Genomic DNA, 16,729 nt, shown 5'->3' on the forward strand with positions numbered 1-16,729 from the left:
CCTTCGCTGCTGGTCGGTAACCAGTGGCTTACCCGGAGAATTAGACGTGAAAAAAGGCATTCACCCCGATTATCACACCATCACGGTGCAGATGACCGACGGCTCGCAGTTCCAGACCCGCACGACGTGGGGCAAGGAAGGCGATCTCATGACGCTCGACATCGATCCGCTGGCGCATCCGGCCTGGACCGGCGGGCGTGGCACGATGCTCGATGCAGGCGGCCAGGTCGCGCGCTTCAACAAGCGTTTCGGCGGCATGTCGGCAATCGGCAAAAAGTAAGCGTTCTGCCGCGTCGTTAACGGCGCGTTAGCGATAATTGCATAGGATTTCCTTCTCGCAGGTGTTGCGGGAAGGGACATCCCATGATTGCTGCTGAATTCGAGCCCGCGATAAAGCCCGACCGCCGCCGCAGCCGGCGCGCGCCGACCTCGCTCGACGCCAAGGTCGGACGCGGCGGTCTCGATCGCGCCTTGTGCAAGGTGACCAACGTGTCGCTGCACGGTGCCAAGCTCCACACCTATTCGCCGATGCAAAAAGGCGCGACGATCTGGCTGACCTTGCCGCGGCTTGGTCAGGTCATGGCGACGATCATGTGGGTCGATGATTTCGAGGCCGGCTGCCAATTCTATGATCCGCTCGATGACCACGCCTTTGCACGGTTGGTCGGGGCAAATGCTGAGCTCGAATGAGCGACCCGGTTTGGATGCGGCGGTGGCGGAGAGAGTGGGATTCGAACCCACGGTGAGCTTGCACCCACGGCGGTTTTCAAGACCGCTGCCTTAAACCACTCGGCCATCTCTCCGCGCTGCCTCCGCTTAGCCAGCGAACGATGACTTGTGCAAGGTTTGTGGTGCGCGGGCGGCCTTTGGGGGTTCATGTCGACGGGCGGCTGTGCCACTAATGCCGTATGCTCGGCATTAAACCTTTAGGACGACGAATCCGGATAGCAGCCATTGCAATCGCGGTATGTTTTGCGCTTGGCGGTCCGGCGGTGGCGCAGGACGAGAGCGGATTCCAAACTTATTTGCTGCAATTGCGCGCGCAGGCCGAAGCGAAAGGGGTCAGTCGCGCGACGCTCGATGCGGTGATTCCGACGCTTACCCTCAACCAGCGCGTGATCGATCTCGACCGGCAGCAGCCCGGTGCCAATCCCAATGCGCCAATCCCCGATTTCGCACCGTACAAGGCGCAGCACCTTGAGCCAGCGCTCATTTCCAGCGGGCGTGCAGCCTATCTTTCGGCGCGGTCCCGGCTCCAGCGGATCGAGCAGGAGACGGGTGTGCCTGAGTCGATCATGGTGGCAATCTGGGGCCATGAAACGAGCTATGGCCGGGTGATGGGCGGATTCGATTTGCCGCGCGCGCTGGCGACCTTGGCCTATGAAGGGCGGCGGCGCAGTCTGTTCGCCGACGAATTCATCGCTTCGTTGCAAATGATGGATCGCGGCGTCGCCCGTTCGCAATTGACTGGCAGCTGGGCAGGCGCAACGGGTGGACCGCAATTCCTGCCTTCGGTGTATCTGCGGCTGGCGCGCGACGGCGATGGCGATGGGCGCGCCGATATCTGGAGCAGCCAGGCCGACACGCTGGCGTCGATCGGAAACTATTTCGCCAATGCCGGATGGCGCGCCGGGCAGCCGTGGGGCTTGGCTGTATCGGTGCCGCCGACGTTCGACCGCAGCCAGCTCGCCAATCGCTTGATCTCACCACGCTGCCTGAAAGTGTTCGCACGGCACAGCGCGTGGAAGACAATGGCCGAATGGCGCACGCTGGGTATAGCACCGATGTCTCGCGGTTGGCCGGATGATCGCGTGCTGGCGACGCTGATCGAACCCGATGGTCCGGGCAAGACAGCGTATCTGCTGACGGGAAACTACCGCGTGATCCTCGATTATAATTGCTCCAATTTCTACGCGCTCTCGGTCGGTTTGCTTGCCGATGCCGTCGAGCAATAGCATGCCGCTCCTGCTCGGGCTTTTGCTCGCTGGGTGCGGCGGCGGTTATGGCGTTGGCCCGGCGATCGCTTTGCCTCCGGGTTCAGCGCTTGCGGGTGCACCGGGGGCCGGTCAGCGTAGGATCGACGTTGCTGGCGACCGCGTGCCGATGAACCCGGAGCTGTCGTCGGCAGCAGCGATTGCCCAGGTACCACGCCCGTCCGACGTGCCGCCGGAAGTCTCAGGCAATCGCGGCCCGCGCGGCACCTCGGGCGAGACGCATGACGATGGTGTCGGCTATGCCGCGCTGATGGCCGAGCAGCCTGAGGCGCGCTGGAGCAAGGTCGCGGTTGGCGTCGGTTACGCAGGCTTGCCGGCGGGGGCGCTTGTCGAACTCACCGCGCTCGATACCGGACGCACGATCGTGGCGTTGGTGGTCGCGCGCGAGACGGGCGGCGGCTTGGTGGCGTTGTCGCCGGGTGCCGCACAGGCGCTCGGGGTCGGAGACCGCGCGGCGGTCCGGGTGCGCAGCGTCGTATCGAGCCCGCAGGACGAGATGGCGTTGCGGTCGGGGCGATCTGCCTCGGCCAGGCTCGACGCGCCGCCGGCCTTGCTCACCGCCCTGCGGCGCAATTTGCCCGGGGGTAGCGGCCCGCAACGGGCCACGACACCAACGCGCGCGCCTGCGCGCCCGCCAGTGCGCGCCGCCGCGTCGGCGCCCGTTGCAGCGCCGTCGCAGCGTGCCGTCGGTGGCTGGTACGTTCAGGTGGCGGCGCTTTCCTCCTCCGCCCGCGCGACCGCTTTGGCGCGCGATTTGGGCGGACGCGTTGCAGCCTCGGGCGGTCTGTACCGCGTGCAACTCGGCCCGTTCGCACATTCCGCCGATGCTGCCCGCGCGCGTGACGGCGTCGCGCGGCGCGGCTATGGCGATGCCAGAATTCTCCACTCCGAATGACCAGATCGAGATCGAACCCAATGTCCTTGCGCCATAAAGTCTTCGCTGCCGCCACCGTCGCGATCGCCGCGACCTGTCCTGCGGTCGCCGCGCCTGACTATCAAACCCCCGCGCCGGTCGCGTATCTGCAGGATCTGTCCTCGGGTGCGATCCTGTATGCCAAGGATGCCGATCGGCGGATGCCGCCTGCCTCGATGGCGAAGATGATGACGGTCTATGTCGCGTTCGACATGATCAAGTCGGGCGAATTGAAGCTCAATCAAAAATTCCCGGTCCGGCCAGAGACATGGCGGGCATGGCATAGCCAGGGATCGACCATGTTCCTCGGCGTCGGCGAAGAGCCGAGCGTCGACGATCTGTTGAAGGGGATCGTCACGCTGTCGGGCAATGATGCCTGCGTCGTCCTCGCGGAAGGGATTTCGGGCACCGAAAGTGCGTTTACCGATCGCATGAACCGGGCGGCGGCGAAACTCGGTCTCGCCAACAGCCATTTCGGCACGTCGAACGGCTGGCCCGATGAAGGGCGCACCTTTGTCACCGCGCGTGACCTCGCGAAACTGGCGAGTGCGACGATCACGGATCATCCCGATCTCTACAAGCGCTTCTACTCGCTGCGCAGCTTCACCTGGGGTAAGACGCTGGGCGATGCCAAGCCGATCGACCAGGCCAATCGGGATCCCTTGCTCGGGCGCGTTGCGGGGGCCGATGGCCTGAAGACCGGCCATACCGATGAAGCGGGCTATGGCTTCACGGGTTCGGCCGAGCAGAACGGTCGTCGTCTCGTGATGGTGATGGCCGGGCTTGGCACGTACGGCCAGCGCGCTGAGGAATCGGTCAAATTCATGGAATGGGGCTTCCGCGCGTGGCAGGCCAAGCCGATCCTGGCCAAAGGCAAGCAGATCGAAACCGCCGAAGTCCAGCTCGGCAGCGCGAGCAGCGTCGGGCTGGTCGCGCCGACCAATTTGACCGCAACGCTGCCGGCTGGTGCCGTGCCCGAGATGCGGCTTACCGTCAGCTATGACGGCCCGATCAAGGCGCCGATCAAGGCCGGGCAGCATATTGCCGATTTGATCGTCACCACGCCGGATTTGCCGCCGCAGCGCCTGCCGCTGGTGGCTGCGACCGATGTCGATGAGGCTGGCTTTTTTGGTCGCGCCTGGGCCGGGTTGATGGGGCTGTTCGGCGGGTGAGGCGATGACGACGGGACGTTTCATCTCGCTCGAGGGTGGCGAGGGCGCGGGCAAATCGACTCAAGCCAAGCGGCTTGCTGCTGCGCTGGCCGCGCGCGGGATCGATGCGGTGCTGACGCGCGAGCCGGGCGGCAGCGAGGGGGCGGAAGCGATCCGCACGCTCCTGATGCAAGGCGATGTCACGCGGTGGAGCGCGCATAGCGAAGCCTTGCTGTTCGCAGCGGCCCGCGCTGATCATGTCGAAAAGACGATCCGTCCCGCGCTCGGGGCCGGACGCTGGGTGATTTGCGACCGCTTTATCGACAGCAGCCGCGCCTATCAGGGCGTGGCGGGCGGGATCGACGATGCGGCGGTGCTTGCGCTGCACGGCTTCGGGTCGCGGGGGCTTCTGCCCGACCGGACCTTGCTGCTGGAACTGGCGCCCGACCATGGCCGATTGCGCGCCGCGGGCCGAGACGGTGCGGCGGCCGATCGGTTCGCGGCGCGCGGGGAGGCGTTCCACGCCGATGTCGCCGCCGCGTTCCGACGCTTCGCGGCGCACGAGCCCGACAGGTTCCGGCGGATCGACGCCGACCACGCCATCGACAGCGTCGCCGAAGCGGTGTTCGCCGCCATCGCCGATTTACTGCCATGAGCTTGCCGATCGGCAACGATACCGCGCACGCCGCCTTTGCCGCCGCGGTGGCGAGCGGGTCGCTGCACCACGCGTGGCTCTTCGCCGGGCCGGAGGGGATCGGCAAAGCCAGCTTCGCGCGCGCGGCGGCGTTGCGCTTGCTGGCGGAGGGGGCCGGGGCGGTGTTGCCGCCCGGGTTCGAGGTTCCCGACGACAATGTGCAGCGCAAGCTGATCGCCGCCGGATCACACCCCGATTATCGCGAACTGACACGTCAGCCAAAGGAGGGCGACAAGACCGGCCTTGATTTGGCGCGCTCGATCCCGATTGCACAGGTGCGCGGCCTCGGCCCGATGTTCGCGACGCGCCCGTCGATGTCGGAGCGGCGCGTCGTCATCATCGATGCTGTCGACGATCTTGAGCGGCCCGGCGCGTCGAACGCCTTGCTCAAGAACCTTGAGGAACCGCCGCAGGGCACGATCTTCCTGCTCATCAGCCACGCGCCGGGGCGCTTGCTGCCGACGATTCGCTCGCGCTGCCGGCAGTTGCGCTTCGATCCGCTCGGTGATGACGCCATGACGTCGGTGCTGCGGGAGCGGCTGCCGTCGGCCGATCCGGCGGAGATCGCGGCGCTGGTCCGAATGGCGCACGGTTCGCCGGGGCGCGCGCTGGGTTTTGCCGGACTCGACCTCGCCGCGCTCGACGCCGCGCTGAGCGCGATCGCGCAAAGCGGCGATCCCGACAATCGCCGCCGGGTGAAGTTGGCCAGGAGCCTTGCGCTCAAGGCAGCACAGCCGCGCTATGAGGCATTTCTCGAGCGCGCACCCGCCTTCATCGCCGCCGCCGCGCCGAGGCTACGGGGGGAACGGCTGCGCACCGCGCTCGACGGCTATGATGCGGCGCGCACGCTGGCGGCAACGGCGCGCGCGCTGACGCTCGATGCGCAGGCAACGGTCTATGAGATGGCCGGGATCGTCGCGCGGCTCGCCCGGTAAATCGGCGGCGGCTAAGGCTTCAATTGGCGCAGCCGATGCTTTAGGACGCCGCCATGACCGAACCTTTTTATATCACCACCGCGATCAATTATCCCAATGGGCGGCCGCATATCGGCCATGCCTATGAGGCGATCGCCGCCGACACGATCGCGCGGTTTCAGCGTCAGGCCGGGCGCGACGTCCGCTTCCAGACCGGCACCGACGAACATGGCCTGAAAATGACGCAGGCGGCGCGCGACCGGGGCATTGAAACGCGCGCGCTCGCGGATGAAATGTCCGGATATTTCAAGGAAATGGCGGCGGCCTTGAACATCAGCCATGACCGTTTCATCCGCACCACCGATACCGATCACTACGCCGCCAGCCAGGCGATCTGGCAGGCGATGGCCGATGCCGGCGATCTGTATCTCGATCGCTACGAAGGCTGGTACTCGGTCCGCGACGAAGCCTTTTACGACGAGAAGGAACTCGTCGACGGGGAAGGGGGGAAGCGTTCGCCGCAGGGCACACCGGTGGTGTGGACCGCGGAGGAGACGTGGTTCTTCCGCCTGTCGAAATATCAGCAGCCGTTGCTCGACCATTATGCCGCCAACCTCGATTTCATCCGCCCTGAGAGCCGCCGCAACGAAGTAGTCCGTTTCGTCGAGGGCGGATTGAACGACCTGTCGGTGTCGCGCACCAGCTTCGACTGGGGCGTGCCGGTGCCGGGGAGCCCGGGGCATGTCATGTACGTTTGGGTCGACGCACTGACCAATTACATCACCGGGCTTGGCTATCCCGACCTGACGGGCGATTTCGCGCGCTTCTGGCCGGCGAACCTGCACATGATCGGCAAGGATATCGTGCGTTTTCATGCGGTTTACTGGCCCGCCTTCCTGATGTCGGCGAAGCTGGCGTTGCCAAAATCGGTGTTCGGGCACGGCTTCGTGCTCGCGCGCGATGGCGCGAAGATGGGCAAGTCAGCGGGCAATGCCGCCGATCCACTCGCCCTGGCCGAGGCCTATGGCGTCGATGCGTTGCGCTACTTCCTGCTGCGCGACATCAGTTTCGGTCAGGACGGCAGCTATTCGCCCGAAGCGATTGTGATGCGCGCCAATGCCGATCTCGCGAACAGCTTTGGCAATCTCGCGCAGCGGACGCTCAGCCAGATCTTCAAGAATTGCGATGCGCACCTGCCCGCGATCCATGGCCACACCGAGGCCGATGGCGCGCTGTTCGATCTGGTCGACAAGACCGTGCGGGACATCATGCCGCGCGCTTTCGAAGAACTGGCACTGTCGCAAGCGACTGAGGCGTGGATTCAGGGCGTGTTCGCCTGCAATGCCTATATCGACGAACAGGCGCCGTGGGCGCTCAAGAAGACCGATCCCGAGCGGATGGAGACCGTGCTGGCGACGCTGTACATCTGCATTGCGCAGTTGGCGGTGGCGATTGCGCCGGTGATCCCGGCAAGTGCTGCGAAACTGCTCGATGCGATGGGAATCGACCCGGCACTGCGGACCCCGGCGGCGATCGGCTCGCATTGGTACTCACCGCTCGCCGAAGGCGGGCATCGGCTCGATCAACCGGTGGCGCTGTTCCCGCGGCTGGATATGCCGACGGAGGTCGCGGCGTGACCTTTATCGATAGCCATTGTCACCTGAACTACAAGGGCTTGGCGGAGCAACAGCAGGATGTGCTGGACCGCGCACGGGCGGCGGGAGTCACCACGATGCTGACCATTGCGACGCGCGAGAGCGAGTGGGACGACGTAATCGCGATCGCCGAGCGCGAGCGTGATGTCTGGGCGACGGTCGGGATCCATCCACACGAGGCGGACAAGCATCCCGATGTCGGCACCGCGCGCCTCGTCGAGCGCGCGCAGCATCCACGCGTCGTCGGCATCGGCGAGAGCGGGCTCGATTATTTCTACGATCACAGCGACCGCGACCGCCAGCGCGCCAGTTTTCGCGCGCACATCGCCGCGGCGCGTGAGACCCAATTGCCCATTATCGTCCACACGCGCGATGCCGAAGAGGACACTGCGGACATCCTGCGCGAGGAAATGGGGAAGGGGGCCTATCCCGGCGTGATCCACTGCTTCACCGCGAGTGGAGCGTTCGCCGATATCGCGCTCGAGCTCGGTTTCTATATCTCGATTTCGGGTATCGTGACCTTCAAGAATGCCAAGGATTTGCAGGAAACCGCCGCGCGATTGCCGCTGGAGCGGTTATTGATCGAGACCGACGCGCCGTTTCTGGCGCCGGTGCCGCATCGCGGGAAGACCGGCGAACCAGCCTTCGTTGCCGATACCGCCGCCTTTCTGGCAAAACTGCGCGGCGACCCGCTCGACGCACTGGCGGCAGCGACCGCTACGAATTTTCAGGCGTTGTTTTCCAAGACGCGCGCATGAAGGTGCGGATCCTAGGATCGGGCACGTCATCGGGCGTGCCGCGGATCGGTAATGATTGGGGCGCGTGCGACCCGAACGAGCCGCGCAATCGGCGCATGCGGGCTGCGATCCTGATCGAAACCGCGACGACCCGCATCCTCGTGGACACCGGCCCGGACATGCGCGAGCAACTCCTCGCGGCGAGTGTGTCCACGCTCGATGCCGTGATCTGGACACACGATCATGCCGATCACACCCACGGGATCGATGATCTGCGTCAGGTCTTTCACGCGATGGGGCATCCGGTCCGCGGGATCGCGCGGCCGAATTTGAAAGAGACGCTGATGCGGCGGTTCCGCTATGTTTTCCACGGTTGGGACGGCTATCCGCCGACGGTCGCGATCGAAGATTTGCCCGATGCGATCACCATTGGTGATATTGCCGTGCGCGTTGCCGAGCAGCCGCACGGACCGTTCCAGTCCGCCGGTCTACGCTTTGAAAGCGCCGGCCGGTCGATCGGATATGCGACCGATCTTAGTGCGATGACGGCTGATCTTGAGGTTCTCTACAAAGGCCTGGATATTTGGATCGTCGATGCGCTGCGCCGACATCCGCATCCGTCGCATTTTAATCTGGCGACCACGCTCGGCTGGATCGAGCGGTTCAAGCCGGGCCGCGCGGTGCTGACGCATATGGACCAATCGATGGACTATGCGACGCTGGTCGGTGAACTGCCGCCGGGCGTCGAGCCGGGCTATGACGGGCTGGAGTTGGCGGCATGAACGATACGGGGATCAATGCGCTGTATCTGGCGCTGATGTTGATCTTGCCGATCAGCGCGCTTGCAGCGCGACGCTTGCCGATCGCACAGACGTTCAAAATGGCGCTGGCATGGGTGGCGATCTTCGGGGTGATGTTCGTGCTGGTGATGCTGTGGCAAGACGCCTTTGGGGGTGGCGGAAGCGTGGGAGGCGTGAAATGAAAAGCGGGTATATGTTTAACATAATACATATTATCGGACTGAATCGGCTTACGCTATCGGAGGTCCCCTCACGATGATCCAGCGTCTCGTGACGATTATGGCCCGACTCCGCGATCCGGAGACCGGATGCAAATGGGACGTCGCGCAGGATTTTGCGAGCATCGCGCCGTATACCATCGAGGAAGCCTATGAAGTCGCCGACGCCATCGCGCGCGATGATATGGCGGATCTGAAGGATGAACTCGGCGACTTGCTGCTCCAGGTGGTGTTCCATTCACGAATGGCCGAGGAAGCCGGGCATTTTGCGCTGCCCGACGTCGTGGCTGCAATCAGCGACAAAATGGAGCGCCGCCACCCGCACATCTTCGGCGAGGCGGTAAATGGCGGGCACCAGCTATGGGAACAAATCAAGTCTGAGGAACGCTCAGCCAAGGGAGAATCCGGGGCGCTGGACGGTGTGGCAATCGGCCTCCCCGCCCTGCTCCGCGCTGAAAAGCTCCAAAAACGCGCGGCGCGGACCGGCTTTGACTGGCCCGATGCAAGTGGCCCGCGTGCGAAGATCGACGAAGAGATTGTCGAGATTGAGGGTGCGACAACGCCCGCCGAGATTGAGGACGAGATTGGGGACCTGTTGTTTTCGGTGGTGAATTGGGCGCGCAAGCTTGGGGTCGATCCAGAGGCGGCGTTGCGCGGCGCGAACGAAAAATTCTCGAAGCGCTTTAAGGCAATGGAAACCTCCGCCGGTGACCGTTTCGCGGGATTGCCGTTGGCGTCCAAGGAAGCGTTGTGGCAGTCGGTCAAATATCCGATGGCCGACAGCTAGCAGCCGGGAGGAATGCGGTAGCGTAAGGCGCCAGCATGCGCCAACCCAGGGTTTCGTACAGCGCCCGCCCCTGATCGGTGGCAACCAGTGCGTGCCTGGAGGTATCCAAGGCCCGTTGCGCGCCAAGCAGCGCCATTACCGCCGTCCCAAGGCCGCGCCGCCGATGATCGGCGCTGGTGACGATCCGGTCATAGCAGAAGACCCCGTTGATTTCAGCAGCGTAGCCGCTCGCCGCGAGCGACCCGTCGGGGGCGGTGATCGCAATTTGGTGGGCGCCCTCGGTGGTTTGAATGGTGGCGGTATAGCCTGTTGGAAGAGCCGTTCTGACGGAAATCTCAGGCGCGGTCATGAACCACGAACATGGATCAAGTTGCCACCCAGCGGGCAGAAGCGCGGCCAGAACGGCATCGGCGGCACACAGTTTGAGGAGCACGTCAGGCCGGCCGATCGTTGCCGCCAAGTCGGCAATGCGGTTATCGGGTGCCGCGAACACGTAGCGACACCATTCCGCATCGCTTCTCGTATCCACGCGCCAGCCGCCATGCGTCGCCATCGGAGCGGGCAAGCCCCGCGCCACCGACCGCGCAGCGAGCCAGCCACGGAGCAAGCCCGGATCGACGCCCTCAGCGCTGGCTGAACCGCGCATATTCGCGTTCGTCCATCCGGACATCATAGACCGCGAGATCACCTTCGACCGACTGCCCCAGCACATCGCCGTGCGAATGGAGCCATGCCGCCCCGGCGCCGTCCCCGGCATCAAGCATGATGGTATAGCGCCGGTGTGAAGAGGTCAGCAACGCGGCAACGGTGTCGAGCAGCCCCGAGACCCCTTCCCCGCTCAGCGCCGACAGCGCGACGACATCGTCGCGCCGCGCCGCTTCGCCCACCATTTGCTCACGCTCGTCGGCGTCGAGCAAGTCGAGCTTGTTCCATGCCTCGATCCGCGGGACCGAGAGATCGACGCCGATATCCCGCAGCACCGACTCAACGTCGTCGCGCTGGGCGATCGTATCGGGATGCGCGATGTCGCGGACGTGGATCAGCAGGTCGGCGGAAACGACTTCCTCAAGCGTCGCCTTGAACGCCGCGACCAATTGCGTCGGCAGTTCGGAGACAAAACCAACCGTGTCGGACAGGATCGCCTTGTCGATGCCGGGCAACGCGATTTGGCGCAGCGTCGGGTCTAGTGTGGCGAACAGCAGATCCTCTGCCATGACGTCAGCGCCCGTCATCCGGTTGAAAAGTGTGGATTTTCCGGCATTGGTATAACCGACGAGCGCAATCACCGGCCATGGCGCGCGCTGGCGGCGGTCGCGGTGCAGGCCGCGGGTGCGGGCGACCTGTTCGAGCTCCTTCTTCAACCGCGCCATCCGGTCGCGGATCAAGCGCCGATCGGCCTCGATCTGCGTTTCGCCCGGGCCGCCGAGGAAGCCGAAACCGCCGCGCTGACGTTCCAAGTGAGTCCAGCTGCGCACCAGCCGCCCCGCTTGATAATCGAGATGCGCGAGTTCGACCTGGAGCCGCCCTTCGGCGGTCGCGGCGCGCTCCCCGAAGATTTCGAGGATTAAGCCAGTGCGGTCGATCACCTTGGCCGACAACGCCTTTTCGAGGTTGCGCTGCTGCACCGGGGTCAAGCTCGCATCGAACACAACGAGTTCGGCCTCGACCATCCGCACCGTCGCGGCGAGCGCCTCAAGCTGGCCCTTGCCGATCAGAGTCGAGGGCTGGAGCGCACGGACCTTGATCGCGACGCGCTCGACCACTTCGACGTGGATCGCCATCGCGAGGCCCGCCGTCTCGGCCAGCCGCGCCTCGGCATCGCGCGTCGATGCGCCGGTATCGGGGTATATGACAACAGCCTTGGCACCGCGCGCTACGTCGTCGCGATCACGTTCAAATCCGTTAGTGAAATTTGGGGTCAATCGTCGTCCGAACCTGCTGTTTCATCAGCCAAATTGAGGGGGTGTGCGGGCTGGATCGTCGAGACCGCATGTTTATAGACAAGCTGCGCCATGCCGTCGCGCTGGAGCAGCATGCAGAACAGGTCGAAAGCGGCGATCTGCCCCTGCAGCATGACGCCGTTGACGAGGAACATCGTCACATTATCTTCCGACTTGCGCACCGCGTTAAGGAAGATTTCCTGGAGCAACGGCGCTTTTTTCTGGGCCTCGCCCACGGCGTTGATGATCGCGTCGATATCGACCGTGTTCGACGGCATGATCGTCGAAATCGCGTGTTTGTAGATCAATTGCGACTGGCCATCGCGGCGCAGCAGAACCGAAAAATTGTCGAACCAGGTAACGATGCCTTGGAGCTTTACGCCCTTAACGAGGAACATCGTGATCGGGGTTTTCGAGCGGCGCAGCGCGTTGAGGAAGAGGTCTTGCAGCGAGGTATGTTTGTCGGCCATCGGTCGATCCTATGTTTTTGGCAGGTGATTCCTGCGGTGCGCCGGTTCCGGCGTCGAGGTTGCGCGTTATGCACAATGCTAATCTAGGGAGCCGCATACGGTTCGTCCATGGGCGATGCGCGTGACCGACAACCGATCGCGTAAAGTCACAAAGGTTAGGCCATTGGCGTGTTTTTGCGCAGGCGATCAGCCCGTAGACCTAGTCTCGACATATTCGAGCGTCTCGGCATTCCGCAGATCACGCGGGTCGGCAGCGATTTTAAAGAGCGTCGCCAGTATCGCACGGGCGTAGGCGTGTAGGAAAGCGGGAAGCGGTGGCGGCCCCTGGTGCCGCCACCGCTTCCCTGCCGCGCTTCAATAGGCTGCCGACAGCGTCACGAAGAATTGACGCGGCGCGATCGGATAGGCCGAATAGCTGTTGGTGGCCGATCCGATCGACAAGGTCGATACGCCCTTTTCGTCGGTCAGGTTGGTGATGTTGAGCGACAGTTCGATCTTACGCCGTGGCAGCACGTCCTCGGGAAGGCGTGCGGCCAGCCGCAGCGACGTCAGGAAATAGCCCGAGACACTCGCATCGTTGGTGAAGGTGCTGAAACGGCGACCGACATAATCGCCAAACACCTGCGCCTCGAATGGGCCGACCGACAGCGTGGCGACGGTCTTGTTCAGCCATTTGGGCGTGCCGGGCAATTGCTTGCCGCAGGTTGGAACGACCCCGCCGGTGACGAGATAGCCGCCGATGCAGGTCCCGGTAGCGTTGCCGATGCCGATCGCACTTGAGAAATAGTCGCTGCGATATTTCGAGAGATTGTAGGAGGTCGCGTTGTAGAGTGAGAAAGCGCGACCGAGGCGGAGCGTGAAGGCGGCATCGACACCATCGGTGTGTACGTTGCCGACATTGACGAGGATCGAGGTGCCCCCGGTGATGCCACCACCGGCAATGCCGCCCGGATTGGTCGAGATCGCCAGCAACCGATCGATGAAAGTGACGTGGTAATAGTTGATCTGCGCTTCCAGCCCAATCCCGTTGGAAAAACTGCGTTTTGTGCGGAAGCCGCCTTCATAGGTCCAGCTGCTCTCGGGCTTGCCCTGCGTGGCAAAGGTGTCGAACGCCGCTTGGCTGCCCGTGAACCATGGGCCGCCACCGCCCGCCAGATACGCCTGATACTGGCGCAAATTCTTCTGGACGTTGAAATAGAGCTGCTCATGCCCGTTGAAATCGTAATTGGCGCCGACCGCGGGCAGGAACCAGCGGAGCGTATTGATCTTGCCCTGCGGCAGGCCGCCGGCGAGGCCTGAAAGCGATCCGGCGCGGGGCTGAACCGGGAAGCGGCCATCGGCCCATTGCGCGCTGGTTTTGAACCCGGCCTGGAGCAGCAGTTTGTCGGTTGCCTGCCACGTGTCCTGCAGGTGGAGCTGGAGCTGGTTGATCCGCGCCTCACCCTGATATTGTGTGAACAGCGGCGCGGCGGCGCTGAGCGGGCGGATGTAAGGCGAGCTCGAACCCGGATTGTTGACATCGACAGCATACCAGCGGCGCCACTGCGTCGTGCTGTTATGTTCGAACCAGCCGCCCAATTCGATCTTGTGGTCGCCAAGATCGATGTTGAGCGCCGAGATGATGCCTTCGCGATCGATGCGATATTCGGTTGTGCGCGTGATCAGGCCCGAACCGCCAGTTGCGACGACCAGAGCGGCACCAGCCGCTGCAGCCTGTGAGTCGGTCAGCGCCGTACATGCCGCCGGACGGACGCCGTTATTGTTGCCGCTGAAACGGCAATTGGTCGGGAGCGTTGCGTAGGCAGGATCGAGATAAGCCTGCGCCACCGTGATCGACTGGCCAAGCGGACCGGCGACGACGCCGGCCCCATCATTGTGATGGAAATAGCCTGTAGTCGACCAATTGATCCGATCCGACAGATGCGCATCGTAGCGCGCATAACCCAGATAATCGGTGCGCTGCGCATCCGAATAATAGTTGCGGTAATTGCCGCCCTCTGCCGCCGGCGAATTGCCGAGCGCACTCAGATAGGGATTCCGATATCCGGCAAAGTCCGGGTAAAAGAAGGGTTTGGTATAGGGCGTGTAGAGCTGCACCGCCGTGGCGGTGCCACCGGCCGATGGCTTGAAGAAGGTGGTCGCGTCTTCGTTCGGCTGGGTAAAATCGTTATAGTCGAAATAGAGCGTCAGCTTGCCGACCTTGTCGTCATGGACGAACTTGGCGTTCGCCTGATACCCGCCCTGCAAGCCGTTGAAATCCCACGCCCGAGCGCGTTGCCGCGCGCCCGAGAGGTAGGCGGAGTTCCCGTTACCGAAGGTGCCGGTGTCGATCCGAACGAAGGTGCGCGACGTGCCATAACTGCCCACGGTCTGCGTCGCCTGCGCGCCGAGGCGCTTGAGCGGATCGGACGAAAACGTCTCGACCGTGCCGCCGAGATTGCTGTTCGATGCGGTCGCAAGATCGCCCGCACCGGTCGACACGACGACGCGACCGACATTCTCCGAAATCACCGCGCGCTGCGGCGAAAGGCCGTTGTAATTGCCATAGCTCTGGTCGCCGAGCGGAACCCCGTCCATCGTGTAGCCGAGCTGGTTGCCCGCGAAGCCGTGGATGAAAATTTGCGCGTTCTGCTCGTTATAGCCCCACGGATCGGCCGTGATGTAGAGCACGCCGGGCAGCGTCTGGATCGCCTTGAGCGGCGAAATACCCGGTAGCAGCTTCTGGATTTCGGTACCGGGAAGCGTGGTTGCGGACCGGGTCGATTTCGCGGTGACGACGATATCGCTGCCGGCATCCTCCGGTGCGGCGACGGCAGGCGCGGCCGGCGCGGCATCCTTGGCGAAGGCCGGAGCCGCGGCGACGGCGGTCGCAAGGGCGAACAAAGAAATGGCAGCTTGAAGCGCGTAACGATTGGACATTGGGGCCCCCCCGGGAAAAGCAGAAAACAGCTTGCGGCGGGGCTAGGCGTGGATTGCGTCGTCGCCATTAACCTTTGGCGTCGGTTTGATGAAGTCTGCGCGGCAGATAAAAGACAAGCGCCAATCTGCGCGCGACCGACGGACCGGGTGCGCCTGGCCGCTACTCCTCGCGCACCTCAGTAATTCCGAGCAGCTTCAGCTTACGGTGCAATGCCGACCGCTCCATCCCGATGAAGTTCGCGGTGCGCGAGATGTTCCCCGAAAAGCGCCGGATCTGCACGCGCAGATATTCGCGTTCGAATGTTTCACGCGCCTCGCGCAAGGGGGAGCCCATGATCGCGGTGTTGCCGCCGCCGATTTCGCCCGGATCGCCCAAGATGTCGGCGGGGAGCATATCGAGGTCGATCCGCCCGATGCGATCACCCGGTGCCATAATGATCGTGCGCTCGACGACATTGCGGAGCTGTCGGACGTTGCCGGGCCATTCGTAATTCTGCAGCGCGACCATCGCCTCGGGCATCACGGCGGGGGTCGGGACGCGGCGTTCATTGGCGTAATGCGCCATGAAGTGATCGACCAGCGGGGGAATGTCCTCGCGCCGTTCGGCCAGACCGGGAATGGCGATCGGGACGACGTTGAGGCGGTAATACAGGTCTTCACGAAAGCGGCCTTCGGCGATTTCGTGCGTCAGTTCGCGCGCAGTGGCAGAGACGACGCGGACATCAACCTTCACCACGCGCTGCCCGCCAACCCGGCTGAAGCTTTGTTCGGTCAGCACGCGCAGGATCCGGCCTTGCGTCGCGATCGGCATGTCGGCAATTTCATCGAGGAACAGCGTCCCGCCATGCGCCTGTTCGAGCAGCCCGGAGCGGACGAGTTGCCCCCCCTCCTCTACCCCGAACAACTCCTCTTCGACGCGCTCGGGCGTCATGCGCGCGGCGTTGACGACGATGAAGGGTGCCTCGGCGCGCTGGCTCCAGCCGTGGAGCAAGCGCGCGGCGACTTCCTTGCCGACGCCCGCCGCACCCATGATCAGCACGCGGCTGCCGGTCGAGGCGACGCGTTTCAGCGTGGCGCGCACGCCGTTGATCGCGCCGGAATTGCCGGTGAGATCGCTATCGCGCCCGACGACGGCGCGCAGGCTCGCCACCTCGCGGCGCAAGCGCTCTGTTTCGGTCGCGCGCGCGACCATCAGCAGCAGCCGTTCGGCCTGGAACGGCTTTTCGATAAAATCGGCGGCACCGCGGCGGATCGCAGCGACGGCAGTGTCGAGATTGCCGTGGCCCGAGATCATCAGCACCGGGATCGACGGATCGCGCAGCTTGATCTCGTCGAGCAGTTCGAGCCCGTCGAGCCGCGAGCCCTGCAACCACACGTCGAGCAGCACCAGCGACGGGCGCCGAACCGAGATCGCCTCGAGCGCCGAATCGCTGTCGGCGGCGGTGCGGGCACCATAGCCCTCGTCTTCGAGAACACCGGCGACCAGATCGCGAATATCGCGTTCGTCATCAACGACAAGGATGTCGAGGGGCATGGG

17 protein-coding genes and 1 tRNA gene are annotated in these 16,729 nt (G+C 64.0%); 12 read left to right on the forward strand and 6 right to left on the reverse strand.

The genetic code is table 11. The features are described 5' to 3' along the window. The first annotated feature begins 46 nt into the window (after positions 1-46). Together rpmE and IEV62_RS09250 are read left to right on the forward strand one after the other, a co-directional pair. Positions 47-280 (forward strand): 50S ribosomal protein L31, encoded by a 234-nt coding sequence (gene rpmE / locus IEV62_RS09245; protein ID WP_188446745.1) that lies wholly within the window; start codon positions 47-49, stop codon positions 278-280. Positions 281-363: 83 nt separating this feature from the next. Further along, positions 364-690: a PilZ domain-containing protein gene (locus tag IEV62_RS09250; protein ID WP_188446747.1), complete on the forward strand. Its 327-nt coding sequence runs from the start codon at positions 364-366 to the stop codon at positions 688-690. 23 nt (positions 691-713) lie between these two features. Here IEV62_RS09250 and IEV62_RS09255 read toward each other — a convergent pair. Then, positions 714-803 (reverse strand) — tRNA-Ser (locus IEV62_RS09255). A gap of 105 nt (positions 804-908) precedes the next feature. Between IEV62_RS09255 and IEV62_RS09260 the strand changes: the two genes are divergently transcribed. From IEV62_RS09260 to mazG, 10 genes are all read left to right on the forward strand, one after another. Then, positions 909-1,955, forward strand: coding sequence for a lytic murein transglycosylase (locus tag IEV62_RS09260; RefSeq protein ID WP_188446749.1), 1,047 nt, complete (start codon positions 909-911; stop codon positions 1,953-1,955). Between the two features lies 1 nt (position 1,956). Further along, a complete protein-coding gene (locus tag IEV62_RS09265; RefSeq protein WP_188446751.1) occupies positions 1,957-2,889 on the forward strand; it encodes an SPOR domain-containing protein in 933 nt (310 codons plus the stop codon). A 20-nt stretch (positions 2,890-2,909) separates the two neighbouring features. Continuing rightward, on the forward strand, positions 2,910-4,079 hold the full coding sequence (locus IEV62_RS09270) for a D-alanyl-D-alanine carboxypeptidase family protein (protein WP_188446753.1): 1,170 nt from the start codon (positions 2,910-2,912) through the stop codon (positions 4,077-4,079). 4 nt (positions 4,080-4,083) lie between these two features. Then, positions 4,084-4,713, forward strand: a complete 630-nt coding sequence (tmk, locus tag IEV62_RS09275) for a dTMP kinase (protein WP_188446755.1) — start codon at positions 4,084-4,086, stop codon at positions 4,711-4,713. Further along, the gene (locus IEV62_RS09280) at positions 4,710-5,687 is read left to right on the forward strand and encodes a DNA polymerase III delta subunit-related protein (RefSeq protein WP_188446757.1); all 978 of its coding nucleotides are present in this window, start codon (positions 4,710-4,712) and stop codon (positions 5,685-5,687) included. Before tmk ends, IEV62_RS09280 begins: the two co-directional genes overlap by 4 nt. A gap of 53 nt (positions 5,688-5,740) precedes the next feature. Then, positions 5,741-7,303 (forward strand): methionine--tRNA ligase, encoded by a 1,563-nt coding sequence (metG, locus tag IEV62_RS09285; protein WP_188446759.1) that lies wholly within the window; start codon positions 5,741-5,743, stop codon positions 7,301-7,303. Further along, positions 7,300-8,079 (forward strand): TatD family hydrolase, encoded by a 780-nt coding sequence (locus tag IEV62_RS09290; RefSeq protein WP_188446761.1) that lies wholly within the window; start codon positions 7,300-7,302, stop codon positions 8,077-8,079. The genes metG and IEV62_RS09290 overlap by 4 nt, the downstream gene beginning before the upstream one ends. Continuing rightward, positions 8,076-8,840, forward strand: coding sequence for an MBL fold metallo-hydrolase (locus IEV62_RS09295; RefSeq protein ID WP_188446763.1), 765 nt, complete (start codon positions 8,076-8,078; stop codon positions 8,838-8,840). Before IEV62_RS09290 ends, IEV62_RS09295 begins: the two co-directional genes overlap by 4 nt. Next, positions 8,837-9,040: a hypothetical protein gene (locus tag IEV62_RS09300; RefSeq protein WP_188446765.1), complete on the forward strand. Its 204-nt coding sequence runs from the start codon at positions 8,837-8,839 to the stop codon at positions 9,038-9,040. Before IEV62_RS09295 ends, IEV62_RS09300 begins: the two co-directional genes overlap by 4 nt. Before the next feature lie 73 nt (positions 9,041-9,113). Then, entirely contained in the window at positions 9,114-9,863 is a 750-nt protein-coding gene (gene mazG, locus IEV62_RS09305) for a nucleoside triphosphate pyrophosphohydrolase (RefSeq protein ID WP_188446767.1), read from the forward strand. Here the strand turns inward: mazG and IEV62_RS09310 are convergent. From IEV62_RS09310 to ntrX, 5 genes are all read right to left on the reverse strand, one after another. Further along, entirely contained in the window at positions 9,838-10,416 is a 579-nt protein-coding gene (locus IEV62_RS09310) for a GNAT family N-acetyltransferase (RefSeq protein ID WP_229732974.1), read from the reverse strand. The two genes, mazG and IEV62_RS09310, sit on opposite strands and share 26 nt — an antisense overlap. Before the next feature lie 70 nt (positions 10,417-10,486). Further along, positions 10,487-11,785 (reverse strand): GTPase HflX, encoded by a 1,299-nt coding sequence (gene hflX / locus IEV62_RS09315; protein ID WP_188446771.1) that lies wholly within the window; start codon positions 11,783-11,785, stop codon positions 10,487-10,489. Further along, positions 11,782-12,273, reverse strand: a complete 492-nt coding sequence (hfq, locus tag IEV62_RS09320; RefSeq protein WP_188446773.1) for an RNA chaperone Hfq — start codon at positions 12,271-12,273, stop codon at positions 11,782-11,784. The genes hflX and hfq overlap by 4 nt, the downstream gene beginning before the upstream one ends. Positions 12,274-12,627: 354 nt before the next feature. Further along, positions 12,628-15,192: a TonB-dependent receptor gene (locus IEV62_RS09325; RefSeq protein ID WP_188446775.1), complete on the reverse strand. Its 2,565-nt coding sequence runs from the start codon at positions 15,190-15,192 to the stop codon at positions 12,628-12,630. Between the two features lie 160 nt (positions 15,193-15,352). Then, positions 15,353-16,726 (reverse strand): nitrogen assimilation response regulator NtrX, encoded by a 1,374-nt coding sequence (ntrX, locus tag IEV62_RS09330; RefSeq protein ID WP_188446777.1) that lies wholly within the window; start codon positions 16,724-16,726, stop codon positions 15,353-15,355. Positions 16,727-16,729 lie beyond the last annotated feature (3 nt).

This window comes from Sphingomonas psychrolutea (assembly GCF_014636175.1).
Lineage (GTDB): Bacteria > Pseudomonadota > Alphaproteobacteria > Sphingomonadales > Sphingomonadaceae > Sphingomonas > Sphingomonas psychrolutea.